This window comes from Methylobacterium haplocladii (assembly GCF_007992175.1).
In the GTDB taxonomy this organism is placed as follows: domain Bacteria; phylum Pseudomonadota; class Alphaproteobacteria; order Rhizobiales; family Beijerinckiaceae; genus Methylobacterium; species Methylobacterium haplocladii.
On sequence record NZ_BJZT01000044.1, the window covers coordinates 48,449 to 64,801 of the forward strand.

At 68.0% G+C, this 16,353-nt stretch carries 18 protein-coding genes; 5 read left to right on the forward strand and 13 right to left on the reverse strand.

Going from position 1 to position 16,353, the window contains the following annotated elements; translation table 11 throughout:
* Positions 1-366, forward strand: coding sequence for a hypothetical protein (locus MHA02_RS19740; RefSeq protein ID WP_147081942.1), 366 nt, complete (start codon positions 1-3; stop codon positions 364-366).
* Positions 367-407: 41 nt separating this feature from the next.
* A complete protein-coding gene (gene copM, locus MHA02_RS19745; RefSeq protein WP_147081944.1) occupies positions 408-806 on the forward strand; it encodes a CopM family metallochaperone in 399 nt (132 codons plus the stop codon).
* Here the strand turns inward: copM and cueR are convergent.
* Entirely contained in the window at positions 742-1,227 is a 486-nt protein-coding gene (cueR, locus tag MHA02_RS19750; protein WP_147081946.1) for a Cu(I)-responsive transcriptional regulator, read from the reverse strand. The two genes, copM and cueR, sit on opposite strands and share 65 nt — an antisense overlap.
* A gap of 76 nt (positions 1,228-1,303) precedes the next feature.
* Here cueR and MHA02_RS19755 point away from each other — a divergent pair, with 76 nt between their 5' ends.
* Positions 1,304-3,724: a heavy metal translocating P-type ATPase gene (locus MHA02_RS19755; protein ID WP_147081948.1), complete on the forward strand. Its 2,421-nt coding sequence runs from the start codon at positions 1,304-1,306 to the stop codon at positions 3,722-3,724.
* A gap of 146 nt (positions 3,725-3,870) precedes the next feature.
* On the opposite strand, the gene MHA02_RS22475 is transcribed toward MHA02_RS19755, so the two are convergent.
* The 6 genes from MHA02_RS22475 to MHA02_RS19785 form a co-directional block, all read right to left on the reverse strand.
* On the reverse strand, positions 3,871-4,041 hold the full coding sequence (locus MHA02_RS22475) for a hypothetical protein (RefSeq protein ID WP_210245094.1): 171 nt from the start codon (positions 4,039-4,041) through the stop codon (positions 3,871-3,873).
* A gap of 64 nt (positions 4,042-4,105) precedes the next feature.
* Positions 4,106-4,300, reverse strand: a complete 195-nt coding sequence (locus MHA02_RS19765) for a MucR family transcriptional regulator (RefSeq protein ID WP_147081952.1) — start codon at positions 4,298-4,300, stop codon at positions 4,106-4,108.
* Positions 4,301-4,308: 8 nt separating this feature from the next.
* Positions 4,309-4,917, reverse strand: coding sequence for a threonyl-trna synthetase (locus MHA02_RS19770; protein WP_174804693.1), 609 nt, complete (start codon positions 4,915-4,917; stop codon positions 4,309-4,311).
* Positions 4,918-4,921: 4 nt separating this feature from the next.
* Positions 4,922-8,170: an efflux RND transporter permease subunit gene (locus tag MHA02_RS19775; protein WP_147081954.1), complete on the reverse strand. Its 3,249-nt coding sequence runs from the start codon at positions 8,168-8,170 to the stop codon at positions 4,922-4,924.
* A 9-nt stretch (positions 8,171-8,179) separates the two neighbouring features.
* Positions 8,180-9,547, reverse strand: a complete 1,368-nt coding sequence (locus MHA02_RS19780) for an efflux RND transporter periplasmic adaptor subunit (protein ID WP_147081955.1) — start codon at positions 9,545-9,547, stop codon at positions 8,180-8,182.
* A gap of 124 nt (positions 9,548-9,671) precedes the next feature.
* Entirely contained in the window at positions 9,672-10,016 is a 345-nt protein-coding gene (locus MHA02_RS19785; RefSeq protein ID WP_238180075.1) for a hypothetical protein, read from the reverse strand.
* Between the two features lie 192 nt (positions 10,017-10,208).
* Between MHA02_RS19785 and MHA02_RS19790 the strand changes: the two genes are divergently transcribed.
* Entirely contained in the window at positions 10,209-10,439 is a 231-nt protein-coding gene (locus MHA02_RS19790; protein ID WP_147081959.1) for a hypothetical protein, read from the forward strand.
* A gap of 220 nt (positions 10,440-10,659) precedes the next feature.
* Here MHA02_RS19790 and MHA02_RS19795 read toward each other — a convergent pair whose 3' ends face one another.
* From MHA02_RS19795 to MHA02_RS19820, 6 genes are all read right to left on the reverse strand, one after another.
* Positions 10,660-10,917, reverse strand: coding sequence for a hypothetical protein (locus tag MHA02_RS19795; protein ID WP_147081961.1), 258 nt, complete (start codon positions 10,915-10,917; stop codon positions 10,660-10,662).
* A gap of 98 nt (positions 10,918-11,015) precedes the next feature.
* Positions 11,016-12,350: an ATP-binding protein gene (locus MHA02_RS19800; RefSeq protein WP_147081963.1), complete on the reverse strand. Its 1,335-nt coding sequence runs from the start codon at positions 12,348-12,350 to the stop codon at positions 11,016-11,018.
* A complete protein-coding gene (locus tag MHA02_RS19805) occupies positions 12,347-13,096 on the reverse strand; it encodes a response regulator transcription factor (protein WP_147081965.1) in 750 nt (249 codons plus the stop codon). The genes MHA02_RS19800 and MHA02_RS19805 overlap by 4 nt, the downstream gene beginning before the upstream one ends.
* 13 nt (positions 13,097-13,109) lie before the next feature.
* Positions 13,110-13,796: a ZIP family metal transporter gene (locus MHA02_RS19810; protein WP_147081967.1), complete on the reverse strand. Its 687-nt coding sequence runs from the start codon at positions 13,794-13,796 to the stop codon at positions 13,110-13,112.
* A gap of 8 nt (positions 13,797-13,804) precedes the next feature.
* Positions 13,805-14,776 (reverse strand): cation diffusion facilitator family transporter, encoded by a 972-nt coding sequence (locus MHA02_RS19815; protein ID WP_147081969.1) that lies wholly within the window; start codon positions 14,774-14,776, stop codon positions 13,805-13,807.
* A 36-nt stretch (positions 14,777-14,812) separates the two neighbouring features.
* Positions 14,813-15,553 carry a cation efflux transmembrane domain-containing protein gene (locus MHA02_RS19820; RefSeq protein ID WP_147081971.1) on the reverse strand — a complete coding sequence of 247 codons (741 nt, stop codon included), beginning with the start codon at positions 15,551-15,553 and terminating at the stop codon, positions 14,813-14,815.
* A 70-nt stretch (positions 15,554-15,623) separates the two neighbouring features.
* Between MHA02_RS19820 and MHA02_RS19825 the strand changes: the two genes are divergently transcribed.
* Positions 15,624-16,055 (forward strand): MerR family transcriptional regulator, encoded by a 432-nt coding sequence (locus tag MHA02_RS19825; protein ID WP_147081973.1) that lies wholly within the window; start codon positions 15,624-15,626, stop codon positions 16,053-16,055.
* The last annotated feature ends 298 nt before the right edge of the window (positions 16,056-16,353 follow it).

A 16,353-nucleotide genomic window follows, 5' to 3' on the forward strand; every position in this document is an offset into this window, starting at 1 on the left:
ATGATTCCCTGGAGAATGGCCTTGGCGGCGAGCGCGCTGCTCGCGTTTCCCGTCTGCGCCCATGAGGCCGACGGCAGCAACGGCGGCCGGGTCACGGACGCCGGCAAGTTCCATGTCGAGCTCGTCACCAAGGATAGGACCGTCGACGTCTACGTCCTCGACGGCGACGAGAAGCCCGTCCCGGCCACCGGCTTCAAGGGCACCGCGATCCTGGTGGTCGACGGCAAGCCCGCCCGAGTCGCCCTGGCCCCGGCCGACGGCGTTCGCCTGACCGGCACCTCCGAGGTTCCGCTCACCCCCAAGCCAAAGGGCGCGGTGCAGCTGACGGCCCCCGACGGCTCCACCGCCAGCGGCAAGTTCGACTGAGCGGCTCGGTCCCAAACCTTGCAAACAGAAGGAACACCATCATGAGAAATCCGAAGTTCGTTCTCGCCGCGCTCCTGTCCCTCAGCCTGGCCGGGTCCGCCCTCGCGCAGGGCATGAAGGACCACGGCGCGATGTCCGGCAAGGAAATGGGGTCGATGGGCTCGATGAAGCCCGACCCGAAGGACGACGCCTCGACCAAGGATTTCAAGGCCGCCGACATGGCGATGATGAAGAACATGGACGTCGCCTACACCGGCAACCCGGACGTCGACTTCCGCCTGCACATGATCCCGCACCACAAGGGCGCGGTCGACATGGCCAACGTCGCGCTGAAGCACGCCAAGGACCCCGCCACGAAGCAGATGGCCCAGAAGATCATCGACGATCAGGAGAGGGAGATCGGCGAGATGGAGGCTTGGCTGAAGAAGAACGCGAAGTAGGGCGCCCGGTGCATGGGCCGGAGGGCGGCACCGGGCCGGCCTCCAGCCCCGCGATGATAGGGCAGTCCGGGCGTTCGTCGCCGTCGCAGGAGAGGGCAAGGCCGCGCAGGACGCCCGCCATCTCCTGAAGATGGCGGGCCTTTCCTTCGAGTTCTCCGATGTGGCTCAGGGCGAGGGCCTTCACCTCGGCGCTGCTGCGGCCGGGGTCGCCCCAAAGGCCCAGGAGCACCCGGATCCGTTCCAGGGGAAAGCCGAGGTCCCGTGCCCGCCGGACGAAGCCGAGCCGGTGCACGTCCTGCGGGCCGTAATCGCGGTAGCCGCTGTTCCGGCGGTCGGCACGGGGCACCAAGCCGATGCTCTCGTAGTGTCGGATCATCTTGGCCGAGACGCCCGACGCCTCCGCGGCCTGCCCGATGTTCATGGCAATCCCCATGGTTGACCTTCCCATGATGGGAAGCCGCAAGCCGATAGGCAATACGAACCGTCAGGAACCCGACATGGCCAACGACCCCGTCCCGAAAGTCCAAGCCCATACCCACGACCACGGAGGGCATGGCCTTCCTACCGGTCACGACCATGTGGGACATGGACACGGTCACGACGTCCAGGCCGACCATGGCGTCAAGATTGCCAAGGACCCGGTCTGCGGGATGGCGGTCGACCCCCAGACGGCAAAGCACCGCTCCGAGCACGAGGGTCATCCCTTCTATTTCTGCTCGAACGGCTGCCGGACGAAGTTCGAGGCGGATCCGGCACGCTACCTCGATCCGCCAGCCGCCGCGGCGAAGGCCGACCCCGTACCCGAGGGCGCCATCTACACCTGCCCGATGCACCCCCAGATCCGCCAGGTCGGGCCAGGCTCATGCCCGATCTGCGGCATGGGCCTGGAGCCGGAGACCGTGAGCGCCGACGACGGCCCGAGCGAGGAAGCCGTCGACATGACCCGGCGGTTCTGGGTCGGGCTCGTTCTGACGCTGCCGGTGTTCATCCTGGAGATGGGCGGCCATCTCACCGACCTGATGGAACGGGTCGGGCAGCAGAACTCCAACTGGATCCAGTTCGTCCTGGCCACGCCCGTGGTGCTCTGGGCCGGCTGGCCGTTCTTTGTGCGCGGATACCAGTCGGTGGTCCTGCGCTCGCTGAACATGTTCACGCTGATCGCCCTCGGCACGGGAGCGTCCTGGGTCTACTCCGTGGTTGCCACCCTGGCGCCCGGACTGTTCCCGGAGGCCCTGCGAGGCCATGGCGGCGCCGTGCCCACCTATTTCGAGGCCGCGGCCGTCATCACGGTGCTCGTCCTTCTTGGGCAGGTCCTCGAACTGCGGGCCCGCGAGAGCACCGGCGGCGCACTCCGCGCGCTCCTCGATCTGGCACCGAAGACCGCACGCCGGCTTCACGACGACGGGACCGACGACGAGGTCCGGCTCGAAGACATCGCGGTCGGCGACCGCCTGCGCGTGCGTCCCGGCGAGAAGATGCCGGTCGACGGTACCGTGATCGAGGGCCGGAGCTCGGTGGACGAGTCCCTCGTCACGGGAGAATCGATGCCGGTCACGAAGGAGGCCGGAGCGACCGTCGTCGGCGGCAGCATCAACCAATCCGGCTCACTCGTCATCGAGGCCCGCAAGATCGGGCGCGACACCATGCTGGCCCGCATCGTCCAGATGGTGGCCGAGGCCCAGCGCAGCCGAGCCCCGATCCAGCGCCTCGCCGACCAGGTCGCGGGCTGGTTCGTCCCCGTCGTCGTCGGTGTCGCGGTCCTTGCCTTCACGGCCTGGATGGCCATCGGGCCGGAGCCCCGGTTCACCTACGCGCTCGTGGCCGCCGTCGCGGTCCTCATCATCGCCTGTCCTTGCGCCCTGGGCCTGGCGACGCCGATGTCGATCATGGTCGGCGTCGGTCGCGGCGCCGGGGTCGGCGTCCTGATCAAGAGCGCCGAGGCGCTGGAGCGGATGGAGAAGGTCACGACCCTGGTCGTCGACAAGACGGGCACCCTGACCGAGGGCAAGCCGACGGTGACCCGCATCGTCCCGGCGGACGGGTTTTCGGAGGAGGAGATCCTGCGGCTGTCGGCCGCCGTCGAGCGGTCGAGCGAGCATCCGCTGGCGGTCGCCATCGTCGCGGCCTCCCAGAAGCGCGCGATCACGGTTCCCGAGGTCTCGGGGTTCGATTCTCCCACCGGCAAGGGCGCCCTCGGCACCGTCGAGGGACGGCGCGTCCTTCTCGGCAACACAAAATTCCTCGCCGGGGAGAACGTCGCGACCGGGGATTTGAACGCCGTCGCAGAGGAGCTGCGCAGGGACGGAGCCACCGCGATCTTCTCTGCCGTCGACGGGCGGCTCGCCGGCGTCATCGCCATCGCCGACCCGGTCAAGGCGACGACGGCCGAGGCCCTGGCCGGTCTCAAGGAAGAGGGCATCCGCGTCGTCATGCTGACCGGCGACAATCGCACCACCGCCGAGGCCGTCGCCCGGCAGCTCGGGATCGACGAGGTCGAGGCGGACGTGCTGCCCGACCGGAAGGCGGCAGTGGTCGAGCGCCATAGGGCGTCCGGTCAGGTGGTCGCCATGGCAGGTGATGGGGTCAACGATGCTCCCGCCCTGGCCTCGGCGGATGTCGGCATCGCCATGGGGACCGGCACGGACGTCGCCATGGAGAGCGCCGGCATCACCCTGCTCAAGGGAGACCTGATGGGGATCGTGCGGGCCCGTCGGTTGTCGCGCGCCGTCATGGGCAACATCCGGCAGAACCTGGTCTTCGCCTTCGCCTACAACGCCGCCGGCATCCCGCTCGCGGCGGGGGTGCTGTATCCTACCTTCGGCCTGCTGCTGTCGCCCGTGATCGCGGCGGCGGCAATGTCCCTGTCCTCCGTCAGCGTCATCGGCAACGCTCTTCGGCTGCGCTCTGTCCACCTTTGAAAGAAGGGACGCGGCTCAAGATCATCGCGCCATGACTCTGGAGGGGCAGGCTTCGGCGGCGGTCGTCATGACGAAAGTCGGATGGTCCGGCCGAGGTCCAGCTCTCGCCTCCGTGATCACGGTCGGCTGTTCGGACCGTCTGATCCTCAGATCAATGTACCGATCCAATAGAGGAGCAGCACGGCCGAGGGTATCAGCAACACGGCCATCAGGAACGACCGCGCGGCGGCCTTGCGGACATGCGGTCTGACGCCGCGTCGACCGCCTCCACCGGCGCCCCAGACCGCGTTTCGCCGAGCGAGCTTCTTGCCGGTCATCGATTTGATACCGCGATGCGCAACCCAGCCGTTCCATGCCATGGAGCCCTGCCGGCGCCACCCGTCATTTTCTGGTTTCTCTCGGCCGCTCCGTTGGACCACCTTCCACGGAGGCCGCCGCGGCGTCTTCGCGGAGGCCGGAGATAGCCGCGTAGAGGGTCCGGACGAGCGCGGCGACCTGACTTGCCGGAAGGGCGTTGTTGGCCACGTAGACCTGCGCGATCCTGGTCGCGAGCCGGATGTTGTTGTCCTTCGACATGACGGCGTTCACTTCGGTGCATCTGAGGATGGATAGGGATGTCCCATGCCGAGGGACGGACCGGCCCGTGCAAGAGCGGGGTCTCTCAGCAGATCGGTCAGGTGGTTTTCGACGGGGTGGCCGGTGGCGTCGCGGTGGCTTGCCGAGCACGCAGCCAAGTCCGGGCCCGACGCGGACATCACCAGTTCGAGGGTTCCGTCCGCCATCGGGCGCGTTGCCAGAAACGCCCGTCCCGACGGCCACTCCAGCGAGCCGGGGACTGGGCCTGGGCGCGGGTCGCCATAGCGCCGCACGCCCTCTCGCCGGACCGCCTCCCAGGCGGACGCGGAGGCCGCCGCCCCGAGCGGACGCCCCACCCAGACCACCTGTTGCAGGCCCTGCTCGCGGCAGACGACCAGGACGACCTCGACGGTACCCGGCCCCGCGGCCAACGGCCGGTCGTGGAAGTAGTAGAGACCCGTCAGGTTGGCTTCGCGGTCGACCATCGAAGGCCGGTCGACACGCTCGACCGGTCCCCAAGCCAAGCCGAAGGGAGCGGCGGCGACGATCGGGTCCTCCGCGGTCGCCATCGTGGTCGATGCCGCCAGCGCGATGAGGAACGGCCACCGTCGCGGCATCGCGTTACTCCGCCGCCTTCAGGCGCGCCGGCGCGATTTCGGGCGGTCGCTGGGCCACCTTGGGGACGGCGACCCTGCCGAAGCGGGCGTAGAGCGCCGGCAGGACCACCAGGGTCAGTAGGGTGGCGCTGATCAGGCCGCCGATGACCACGGTTGCCAGCGGCCGCTGGATCTCCGCACCGGTCTCCGTGGCGATGGCCATCGGCACGAAGCCGAGGGAGGCGACGAGCGCCGTCATGGCGACCGGCCGCAGCCGGGTCATGGCTCCCTCCAGGATGGCCTCGCGCTTCGGGCGGCCTTCGGCCACCAACTGCTTGATGAAGGTCAACATGACGAGGCCGTTCAGCACCGCCACGCCCGAGAGCGCGATGAAGCCGACCGCGGCCGGCACCGAGACCGGCATCCCGCGCAGCCACAGGGCCACGATGCCGCCGGTCAGCGCCAGTGGCACCGCGCTGAACACGAGCAACGCGTCGCGGGGGCTGCCCAGCGCCGAATAGAGCAGCAGGAAGATCAGGAAGAAGCAGACCGGCACCACGACCATGAGCCGCCGCTTCGCCGAGGCGAGGTTCTCGAATTGCCCGCCCCAGGTCACGTAGTAGCCCGGCGGTAGCTGCACCGAGGGTCCGACCTTCGCCTGCGCCTCCGCGACGAGCGAGCCGATGTCGCGGCCGCGGACGTTGGCGGTGACGACGACCCGGCGCTTGCCGTTCTCGCGGCTGATCTGGTTCGGCCCCTCGGTCACCGAGAAGGAGGCGACCTGCTTCAGCAGCACCGAGGCCGCCCGGCCGCCCGGCCCGGGGGGCAGCGGTACGGGGATGTTCTCCAGCGCCTCGCGGTCCTCGCGGACCTTGTCGGTCAGACGGACGACGATCGGGAAGCGGCGGTCGCCCTCGAACACCACGCCCGCGTCCTTGCCGCCGATGGCCGCGCCCACGACGTCCTGGATGGCCCCCGTGCTGAGCCCGTAGCGGGCGGCCTCGGCCTTGTTGATCTTGATCTCCAGGAAGGGCAGCCCGGCGGTCTGTTCGACCTTGACGTCCTCGGCGCCGTCGATGCCGCGCAACGTCGTGGCGACCTGGTTGGCCGCCTTCAGCATCGGCTCGAACTCCTCGCCGAACACCTTCACGGCGAGGTCGCCACGGGTACCTGCAAGCAGCTCGTTGAAGCGCAGCTGGATCGGCTGGGAGAATTCGTAGACGTTTCCGGCCAGCTGCCCGACCGCCTTCTCGATCCGCTCCTGGAGCTCGGCCTTGGAGAGCTCGGGTTCGGGCCATTCCTCCTGCGGCTTGAGGATGACGAAGGTGTCCGACGAGTTCGGCGGCATCGGATCGGAGGCGACCTCCGCCGTGCCCGTCTTGGAAAAGACGTAGGCGACCTGCGGAAACTTCGAGATCGCCTGCTCGACCTTGAGCTGCATCGCCTGCGACTGTGTCAGCGACGTCGAGGGAATGCGCGTGGCGTTCAACGCGATGCTCTTCTCGTCGAGCTGCGGGATGAATTCGGTCCCGAGCCGGGTGAACAGGATTCCGGCGCCGACGAGGAGAATCAGTGCCCCGCCGACGAAGGCGAACGGCGCCCGCATGGCCGCTCCGAGGACCGGACGGTAGACAGCCTTCAGCGTCCGGATGATGAGGTTGTCCTTCTCCGTGACCTTCCCGGTGATGACGATGGCGATCAGCGCCGGCACGAAGGTCAGCGAAAGCACGAAGGCCGACACGAGCGCGATGATGACGGTGAGCGCCATCGGCTCGAACATCTTCCCTTCGACGCCCGTGAAGGTCAGGAGCGGCACGTAGACGAGGATGATGATCGCCTGTCCGTAGAGCGAAGGCTTGATCATCTCCTCGGCCGAGGCCCTGACCGTCTGCAGGCGTTCCTCGGTGTCGAGGGGGCGTCCGAGTTCGTGCTGTCGTTCGGCCAAGTGGCGTAGTGCGTTCTCGGTGATGATGACCGCCCCGTCGACGATCAGGCCGAAGTCCAGCGCCCCGAGGCTCATCAGGTTCGCCGAGATCTTCGCCTCGACCATGCCGGCCATGGTCATCAGCATGGCGACCGGGATGACGAGCGCGGTGATGATGGCGGCCCGGATATTTCCGAGCAGCAGGAACAGGATGACGATGACGAGGGCCGCGCCCTCGGACAGGTTCTTGGCCACCGTCCTGATGGTCGCCTCGACGAGGCGGGTCCGGTCGAGCACGGTCTGCACCTCGACGCCGGGAGGCAGGGCCTTCCGGATCTGCTCCATGCGCGCGTCGACGGCGGCGGCGACCGTTCGGCTGTTCTCGCCGATCAACATCAGGGCCGTGCCGATCACGACCTCCTGCCCGTCCTCGCTGCCGGAGCCGGTGCGGAGGTCGCGCCCGATCCGGACCTCGGCGATGTCCTTGATCCTGACCGGCACCCCGCCGCGGGTGGCGACGACGACGGTCTCGATGTCGTCCATGCCCTCCAGGCGGCCGGCGGCGCGCACGACGTAGCCCTCGCCGTTGTCCTCCAGGTAGCGGGCGCCCTGGTTGGCGTTGTTCGTCTCCAGCGCCCGGGCGACGTCGGCGAAGGAGAGGTCGAGCGCGGCGAGCTTCGTCGGGTCCGGCTGGACGTGGTACTGCTTTTCGAAGCCGCCGATGCCGTCGACGCCGGCGACCCCTGGCACGGTCTTGATCTGGGGACGGATGATCCAGTCCTGTACGGTGCGCAGGTAGGCGGTCTGTTCCAGCGCGTTGCCGAGCCGCTGCCCCTCCGGGGTCAGGTAGCTGCCGTCCGGTTGCCAACCCGGCTTGCCGATCCCCGAGACCTTGCGCTCCCCGGGTTTCGCGTAGTGGATCGACCACATGTAGATCTCGCCGAGACCCGTGGAGATCGGACCCATGCTGGGCTCGGCGCCCGGGGGCAGGTCCTGTTTGACCTGGGCCAGACGCTCGGCGACCTGCTGGCGGGCGAAGTAGACGTCGAGCTTTTCCGCGAAGACCGCCGTGACCTGCGAGAATCCGTTCCGCGAAAGCGAGCGCGTGTAGTCCAGTCCCTTGATGCCGGCGAGCGCCGTCTCGACCGGGTAGGTGACCTGCTTCTCGATATCGACCGGCGAGAGCGACGGCGCGGTCGTGTTGATCTGCACCTGGTTGTTGGTGATGTCGGGCACGGCGTCGATGGGCAGCATCGTCACCGCGTAGCCGCCGAAGGCGGCGGCGAGCAGGGACAGCAGCAGGACGAGCCAGCGCTGGTTCACGGAGAAATCGAGGATGCGGGCGATCATGTCCGGCCCTCAGTGGTCGTGATCGGCTTCGCTCTTTCCGAGCTCGGCCTTGAGAAGGAAGGTGTTTTCGACCGCGAACTCTTCGCCGGCCTTCAGGCCCGAGACGACCTCGAAGGCGTCGTCGTCGGAGCGTCCGAGCTCGACCTCGCGCTTCTCGAAGCCTTCTTCGGTGCGCACGAAGACGACGCGCTTTCCCTCGACCGTCTGCAGGGCCGATTTCACCACGCGCACCGGGACCTGGTCGGTGGCGATCTCGACCTCGGCGGTGACATAGGTGCCGGGCCGCCAGGCCATGCCCTTGTTCGGCAGAGCGACGACGACCCTGGCGGCGCGGGTGTCGGCGTTCAGGAGCGGGCTGACGAAGATCACCTTGCCCCGTTCGTGGCGTTCGGCGCCCTCCTGGCTCGGCGTGACGGTGACGTTCGCGCCTTCCCTGACCTTCGCGAGTTCGGAGGTCGGCACCGAGAGCTCGATCCAGACGGTGGAGAGGTCGGCGACGGTGTAGACGTCGGACGGGTCGCCCTCCTTGCCCACCGCCGTGCCGACGTCGACCTTTCGCTCGACGATCCGCCCGGAGAGCGGGGCGCGCAGCTCGTATTGGCGAAGGGTCGAGGTGTTCGGGGTGGTCTCGTCCTGCTTGGCAAGCTTCGCCACCTCCGCAGCGTTCAGCCCGAGCGCCGAGAGCTTCTGACGGGCGAGGTCCTGCCGCAGGGTCGCCTCCGAGTAGACGGCCTTCGCATTCAGGAAGGCCGACTCGGCGGAGATGCGCTTGTCCCAGAGCGACTGCTGACGGTCGAAGTTCGTCTTCTCCAGTTCGGCCTTCACGGAAGCGGTCAGGTACTCGCTCTTGGCGTCGGCGACCTCGCGGCTGTCGAGGACGGCGACGACGTCGCCCTTCTTGACGTCGTCGCCCAGGCGCTTGCGCATCTCGGCCACCGTGCCGACGACCCGGGCCGGCACTCGCGCGATCCGGTCGGTGTCCGGCGTGATCGTGCCGGGCACGAGGATGTGCCGGGAGAGCGTCCCACCCTCCGCCCTGGCGACCTTGATGTCCTGGTTCTCGATCTGCTCGGCGGTCATCTTGACGTGGCCTTCCTCGCCCTCCGCCTCGGAATGCTCATGCTCGCCATGGGCGTGCCCCTCCTTGGGCTTCGCGGCCGGTTTGGCGTGGTCGTGGCCGTCGTCCTCGGCATGCCCGGCACCACCGGCCGGGGCCTCGGCGGACCTCGCGGCGTCGGGACCGGCGGCGAACGTGAGCGCGGTCGGTGGAAGGCCGGCCGAGGCCAGGAGGCCCCTGACGAAATCGGAAACGGCGGGAACGGCGGCGCCCACCAGTACGCCGGCGGCTACCAGGAAGACGGTCAGGAATATGCGCATGGATGCCTGCTCGGGCTGCCCGGCCGCCGATAGCGGCATGTCGGGCATTCGCGGTCGATCACGTGGGAAGGCGACCCGGGCCGGCCGGCCACGGGTTTAGGACGCGCGCTTTCGCGGCGTCACCTCAGGCGCGTGGTGGCCGTGGCAGGCGGTCGGGAGAGATCGAGGAAACGGTCTCGGAGACCCGGGCGTAGGACGGACGCGTGGCGTCCTGCGGTGATGCCTGCTCGGAGACGGTCACACCCACGGCGATGTGGCAGCCGCAATGGACGTGGCAGGTCAGACCCGGGTCACCTGCCTGGTCCGTGCCGGATGCCGCGTTCGAGACCAAGGACAGCTCGGTCAGGTCATGGCCTTGGTGGCCCTGATGGAAGGCGAAGTCCTCGGCGATGCAGACGGTCGGCGTGGCGAGCGCCAGTGCCAGGACGAGCGCGAGCGAGCGGGCGGCGGTTGCCCACCATCCCGTCATCGCCCCGAAGGCCCTATGGCGTCGCGCCGAAAGCATCACGGTCCTTATGTGCGATTCAGGGGCTTCGTAACAAGCTGCGGTCGTATGGCGTGGTGAAGGCTTCCGTGGCCTGCGGATGCCTGAACGGCGGCTTCACCCCCTATTCAAACGCATCGGCACACTTTGGAGCGATATGCAGAGGGATCTCGATCCATGAAACGTCATCTTTCCGCCCTGGCGACGGCCGTCCTCGCTTTGACGCCCGTGGCTGCGTCGGCCCAATACTACGGCTACGAATCGCCTCATCATCATCACGAGGAGGTTCGCCGCTACCATCACGGCGATCACGACCACGTGGAGGTTCGTCGCCATCATCACGGTCACTGGGATGAGGACCGCCACGGCTTTGAACGCCACCATCATCACCACGACTTCGACGATTGAGAATGGCGCTGCCCGGTGGGTGCCCGCTCCGACGTGAGATCGGAGCGGGCGTATCCGCGGTGTGTGAGGGGGTGGATCACACCACGGATGACTGTCCTCGCCGGAAGCGACCTAAGCCAACGCGTAGCCGATGCCCGCGGCAAGGATTGCGAAGACCACGAGGAGGGGCAGCATCCGCATGGCACCGCCCCGGTCGTCCGCCCCCAGCTGAGGGGTGGCCTTACTTCTTGCCGGGCTTGTCGTGGCTGTGGCCATGGGCATGTCCGTCGTTCTCGGAGTGAACCGGCTTGCCGTCCGGACCCTTCTGCTGTGCCTCGCTCACCCGCGGGTCGTCCCGGTGAAGCGGCCCCCCAGACACGCCGCCGGTATTCGGGACCGCCCGCTCCGGGTTCGAGGCGTTCCCGTGTCCGTCGACCGCCAGGGCTGGGGTCGCGGTCAGCATCGCGGTGGCGAGAGCGGCGGCGAGGATGCGCTTCATGGGTCTGTCTCCTGTTCGGGGCGACCAAGTCGGCCGCGTCGAAGCCTGAGATAGACGAGCCCTTTGTCTCCGAATCGCCGGGATCGTGACGAAGTGTGTCAGCCCAGGCCACCCGCGCGGGGCAGCCGGATCTCCGCTCGCAGCCCGCCCTCCGGTCGGTTCGACAGGCCGAGGGCGCCGCCCTCCGCTTCGATGCCGCGTTTGGCGATGGTCAGGCCGAGACCGGTCCCACCGGTGTTGCGGTTGCGTGATCCCTCCAGCCGGGTGAAGGGCTTGAAAGCCCGCACGACGTCCTCCGGGGCGATGCCGGGGCCGTCATCGTCGATCTGAAGGATCAGCGTGGCCTCCTCGATGGTCAGGCCGATCCGGACCCGCGTCCCGTAGCGCACGCCGTTATCGACGAGGTTCTCCAACGCTCGCCGGATGGCGACGGGCCGCACGGTCGCCAGCGCCCGGCCCGGCCCGTCGTAGGTGACGTCCCGCCCGGAATCGGCCGAGGCGTCGGCGACACCCAACAGGACGCTCGCCACGTTGGTGACCTGCCGTGCCTCTGGATCGGCGTCCCCGCGCAGGTACGAAAGGGTCGCGTCGACCATGCCCTGCATGTCGTCGAGGTCGGCTGCCATGGCCCGCCGCTCCTGCGGGTCGTCGGCCCGGTCCAGCCGCAATCGGAGGCGTGCGATCGGCGTGCGCAGATCGTGCGAGACGGCTGCCAGGGCCTGGGTCCGTTCTGCGATGAGTTCGTGAATGCGCTCCTGCATGGCGTTGAGGGCCTGCCCGATACCCCGGGTCTCATCAGGGCCGACCTCGGGGACCGGCACGACGGTCCCGTGCCCGATCCGAGCGGTGGCGCGGGTGAGGTCGCGCAGCGGTCCTGCGATTTGGTGCGTCAAGACGACGGCGGCGGCCCCGACGAGGATCGCCATCGCCGTCGCAAGGTATGCCCAGGGCGCCTGACGCACCAAGCTCGGCGCATGTGCCGAGCGGAAGGTCAGCAGGCTTTTGTCCGGGAGGGTCACGACACCGCGGAGGTCAGGCTGGTGAAGGGGGTCGTCCTGCACCTCAAGGGTCAGGGCGAGGTCCGGACCGAGCACCGGTTCGAGGTCCAGGAGACGGACGCGAAGGTCCCGGAGCGCGGGATCGGACGGCGTGGCCGGACCGGTCGATCCCGGTGCCGTCCAACCAATCTCGAAGTGGTTCGAGGAAAGGGCCCTCGCCTCCGTTCCTCGCTCGTCAGGCGCCCGCCTCAGGATCGCCTCACGCGCCAGGACGAGTTGCCGGGCGACCTCGATGGCGAAGGCGTCGTCGGCGGCGGCCACGGCGGAATATCGGTAGAGCAGCAGAGCCCCGCCATGGACCAGGAGCACAGCCAGGAGCAGGACGGCGACGGTACGCCCCTCGAGGCTGCGTGCGAGACCTGACAGGCCCCTCATGAGCGCTCGACCTTGGCGGCCAGCATGTAGCCCGAGCCGCGAATGGTCCTGATGACGGGCATGGCGCCCTCCGGGGGTTCGAGCTTGCGCCGGAGACGGCTGACCAAGGTGTCGACGCTGCGGTCGGACGGTGCCGCGAGACGGCCGCGCCCCATCTCCAGGATCTGCTCGCGCCCGAGCACACGCCCCGGATGCTCCAGAAAGACGAGGAGCAGGTCGTACTCCGCCCCCGACAGGTCGACGACGGCTCCCTCGGGGTCGGCCAGGACGCGGCTGCGCAGGTCGAGCCGCCAGCCGGCGAAAGTCAGCGTCTCCGCCCTCGTCGCGGCCGTCGGCGTCGGTGCGATGACCGCCCGACGGAGCAGGGCACGGATGCGGGCGAGGAGTTCCGGACGCCCGAACGGCTTGGCGACGTAGTCGTCGGCCCCGAGCTCCAGGCCGAGCACCCGGTCCGCCTCCTCGTTGCGTGCGCTGAGCATGATGACCGGGAGGGTGCCCTTCGCCCGCAACGCCCTCAGCAGATCGAAACCGGATGGGCCCGGCAGCATGACGTCGAGCAGAACGAGATCGACCGCGGTATCCGAGAGGAGCGACCACATCTCGGCGCCGCTCCGGCAGGCAGAGACCCGGTAGCCGCTCTCACGCAGGATACGTGCGACGAGCACGCGCATGCCGTCGTCATCCTCGACGAGCAGGATATGGGCCGCTTCGGCGGCCGGCGGAACCTTCCCGGTTTTCGGAACCATCGATTCCTCCCGCTCAGGCGACGGCTTGGTCGAGCATGAGCAGGAGCAGGAAGCCTGCGAAGAACATCGCCGTCACCCAGGGGCGGTCCTCGATCTCGTGCGCCTCCACAAGGAGCTCCTCGGTGACGAGGTACAGCAGCGCGATCAGGCCGAAGGCGAGGAAGCCGGCCTGGACCGGCGCTGACAGGGTGGCGACGGGCCCGCCGAGCAGGGCTCCCAGCGGCAGCAGGACGACCAGGCCCGCAGTCAGGCCGACCACCTTTCCCTTGGACGTGCCCGAGCCGCCGAGCTCGTTCGCCACCGTCAGGCCGAGGAACAGCACCTCGATGGTCAGGGCGACGGTGAGCAGGATGCCGGCCTTGGCGCCGGCCGCGAAGGCGATGCCGAGGACGAGGCCGTCGACGAGGATGTCGATGCCGGTGACCGCCATCAGCCCGACGGGTCCCTTGGCCCGCTTGCCCAGGCTCTTCACGAGCAGCATCGCGGCGACGCCCAGCGCGCCGCCGACGAGCGTCGCAAGCGGCGAGCCGGCGTGCTTGAGGTCCGGCAGGATCTCCCCGGCCGCGGCCGCGAAGACGACGCCCGCGGCGAAGTGCTGGATCGCGCTGACCAGGACGGGTCCGGGCCGAAGGTTGACCGCGACGGCCGCGCCGACGATGGCGGCCGCGGCGGGGATCAGGGTGTAGGCCCATGCCTGCATGGTCGGCCTCAGACCACGTGGTCGGGAGCGAGGGCGCAGGCGGTGTCCGCGCTCGTCTCGACCTGGAGGGTGACATGCCCGATCCCGAACCCCTCCTTCAGTTCGCTCGCGGCCCGCATCAGGAAGTCGTCGCCGGGATGGCCGCCCGGGATGACGAGATGCGAGGTCAGAGCGGTTTCGGTGGTGCTCATCGGCCAGACGTGAAGGTCGTGGATCGCGACGACGCCTGGAAGGCCCTGGAGGTGACGGCGGACGGCGTCCGGGTCGATGCCCGGCGGCACCGCCGCGAGCGACAGCGTCAGGCTGTCGCGCAGCAGCCCCCAGGTGCTCCAGACGATGACGGCGACGATGCCGAGGCTGACCACGGGATCGAGCCAGGTCCACCCGGTGTAGAGGATGACGAGGCCGGCGATGACCACGCCCGCGGACACGGCGGCATCCGCGGCCATGTGCAGGAAGGCGCCGCGGATGTTGATGTCCCCCTTGGCGCCGGAGGCGAACAGCCAGGCGGTTATGCCGTTCACGAGAATGCCGACCGCGGCGACGACCATCACGGTCTTGCCGGCGACCGGGACTGGTTCGCCGAAGCGCTGGATCGCCTCCCAGGCGATGGCGCCGACCGCGACCAGCAGGAACACCGCGTTGAACAGGGCCGCCAGGATCGACGAGCCCTTCATCCCGTAGGTGTAGCGGGCGCTCGGCGCGCGCTTGGCCAGAACCATGGCGACCCAGGCCACCACGAGGCCGAGCACGTCCGAGAGGTTGTGGCCGGCGTCCGCCAACAGAGCCACCGAGTTGGCGAGCACGCCGTAGGTCGCCTCGACGGCGACGAACCCGACGTTCAGGGCGATGCCGATGGCGAACGCCTTTCCGAAGCTCGCCGGGGCGTGCGCGTGGCCCGGTCCATGGGAATGCCCGGCATGGCCGTCTGACCCGTGGGCCTCGTGATCGTGTCCGGCGTGTGCGTCGTGCGATGCCATGGTCGTCCTGTGCAGGTCGTCGGGTGGGTAGAGGGGTCACTCGGCCGGCGCGGGAGAGGTCGCGACGGTGCCTTGCCGATGCTCGGCCCAGGCCTGCCGAAGGATCTGGACGGAGGAGGTCAGGAAGATCCCGGCCATGACCGCCGCCACGATGAGGTCGGGCCAAGCCGTGGCGGTCCCCCAGACCCCGAGCGCCGCGACCATGACGACGACGTTGCCGATGGCGTCGTTGCGCGAGCACAGCCAGACCGAGCGCACGTTGGCGTCGCCGTCCTTGTAGCGGCGCAGCAGGAGGACCGATCCGAGGTTCGCGGCCAGCGCCATCACGCCGATCACGCCCATGACCTCGGCCTTGGGCACGCCGAGGACCATCGTCTCGTAGACGGTGCTGCCGAACACCCAGAGAGCCATCAGGAACAGGGACAGCCCCTTGAACAGGGCCGCCTTGGACCGGACGGCCAGGGACGCGCCGATCACCGCGAGGCTCAGGCCGTAGGTCACGGTGTCGGCGAGGAAGTCGAGGGCGTCGGCCTTGAGCGCCTGCGATCCGGCGAGCTGTCCAGCCGCCATCTCGGTCACGAACATCGCGCCGTTGATGCCGATGACGGTCCAGAGGACGGCCTTGTAGCGGGGGTCGACTCCGTCGAAGACCGGGACGCCGCCCGAGCAGCAAGAACCGCCGGCGTGGTTCTCTGCATGCGTAGGCGCGCTCGATTCGGCTGCGTTATGAAGCGCGGGCTTCGCTTCGGTCGTCGAGCCGCAGCAATGGTCGGCCATATCCGCTCCTTCCCAAACATCGATAGGAAGCCTACGACCTCTAGTCGCTAGAGGTACAAGCGGAAAAACAATGGATATTCCAATTGGCGAGCTGTCTCGGCAGACCGGCGTGAAAGTGCCCACAATCCGGTACTACGAACAGGTCGGCCTGATGCCCATTCCGCCGCGCACATCCGGCTGGCAGCGCCGCTACGGAGCGGCCGAAATCGCACGACTCAACTTCATCCGTCATTCGCGCGAACTCGGGTTCGAGATCGAAGCGATCCGCGAGCTATTGACCATGAACGCACATCCCGACCGCTCTTGCGCCGACGTGGACCTGATCGCGCGGCGGCACCTCACGGAGGTCGAGCGGCGGATCGAACGACTCACCGCCCTAAAGGCCGAGCTCTCGCGTATGATCGGCGAATGCGGCCACGGTCGGATTGCGGAATGTCGCGTGATTGCCGTCCTCTCGGATCATGAGCAATGCTCCGTGGGCACTCACCCACCGGCGTCGTGACCCGCTCCCTCGTCGCCATGATCAGGCCTCGACCCGGCCTATTTGCCGGGCCCTGGCGAGGACAACCAGTTTGTGGTAATTTGGTTGAGGCTACATCGATTTTCTCATAATCATATCAATGTTCTTAGATACAGAAAATTTGGAGTTGAAAAATCAGAATAAAGGCGAAGTCATTTAATTGTGAATTCAATGATCAAAAATTTGGTCAATTCGCGAGCGATATGATTTTCGATCGTACGTATTGGCAGAACAAGTATCAAGTGTTGAGATAAAAACAAATATTTTGAGTCGTGCTACA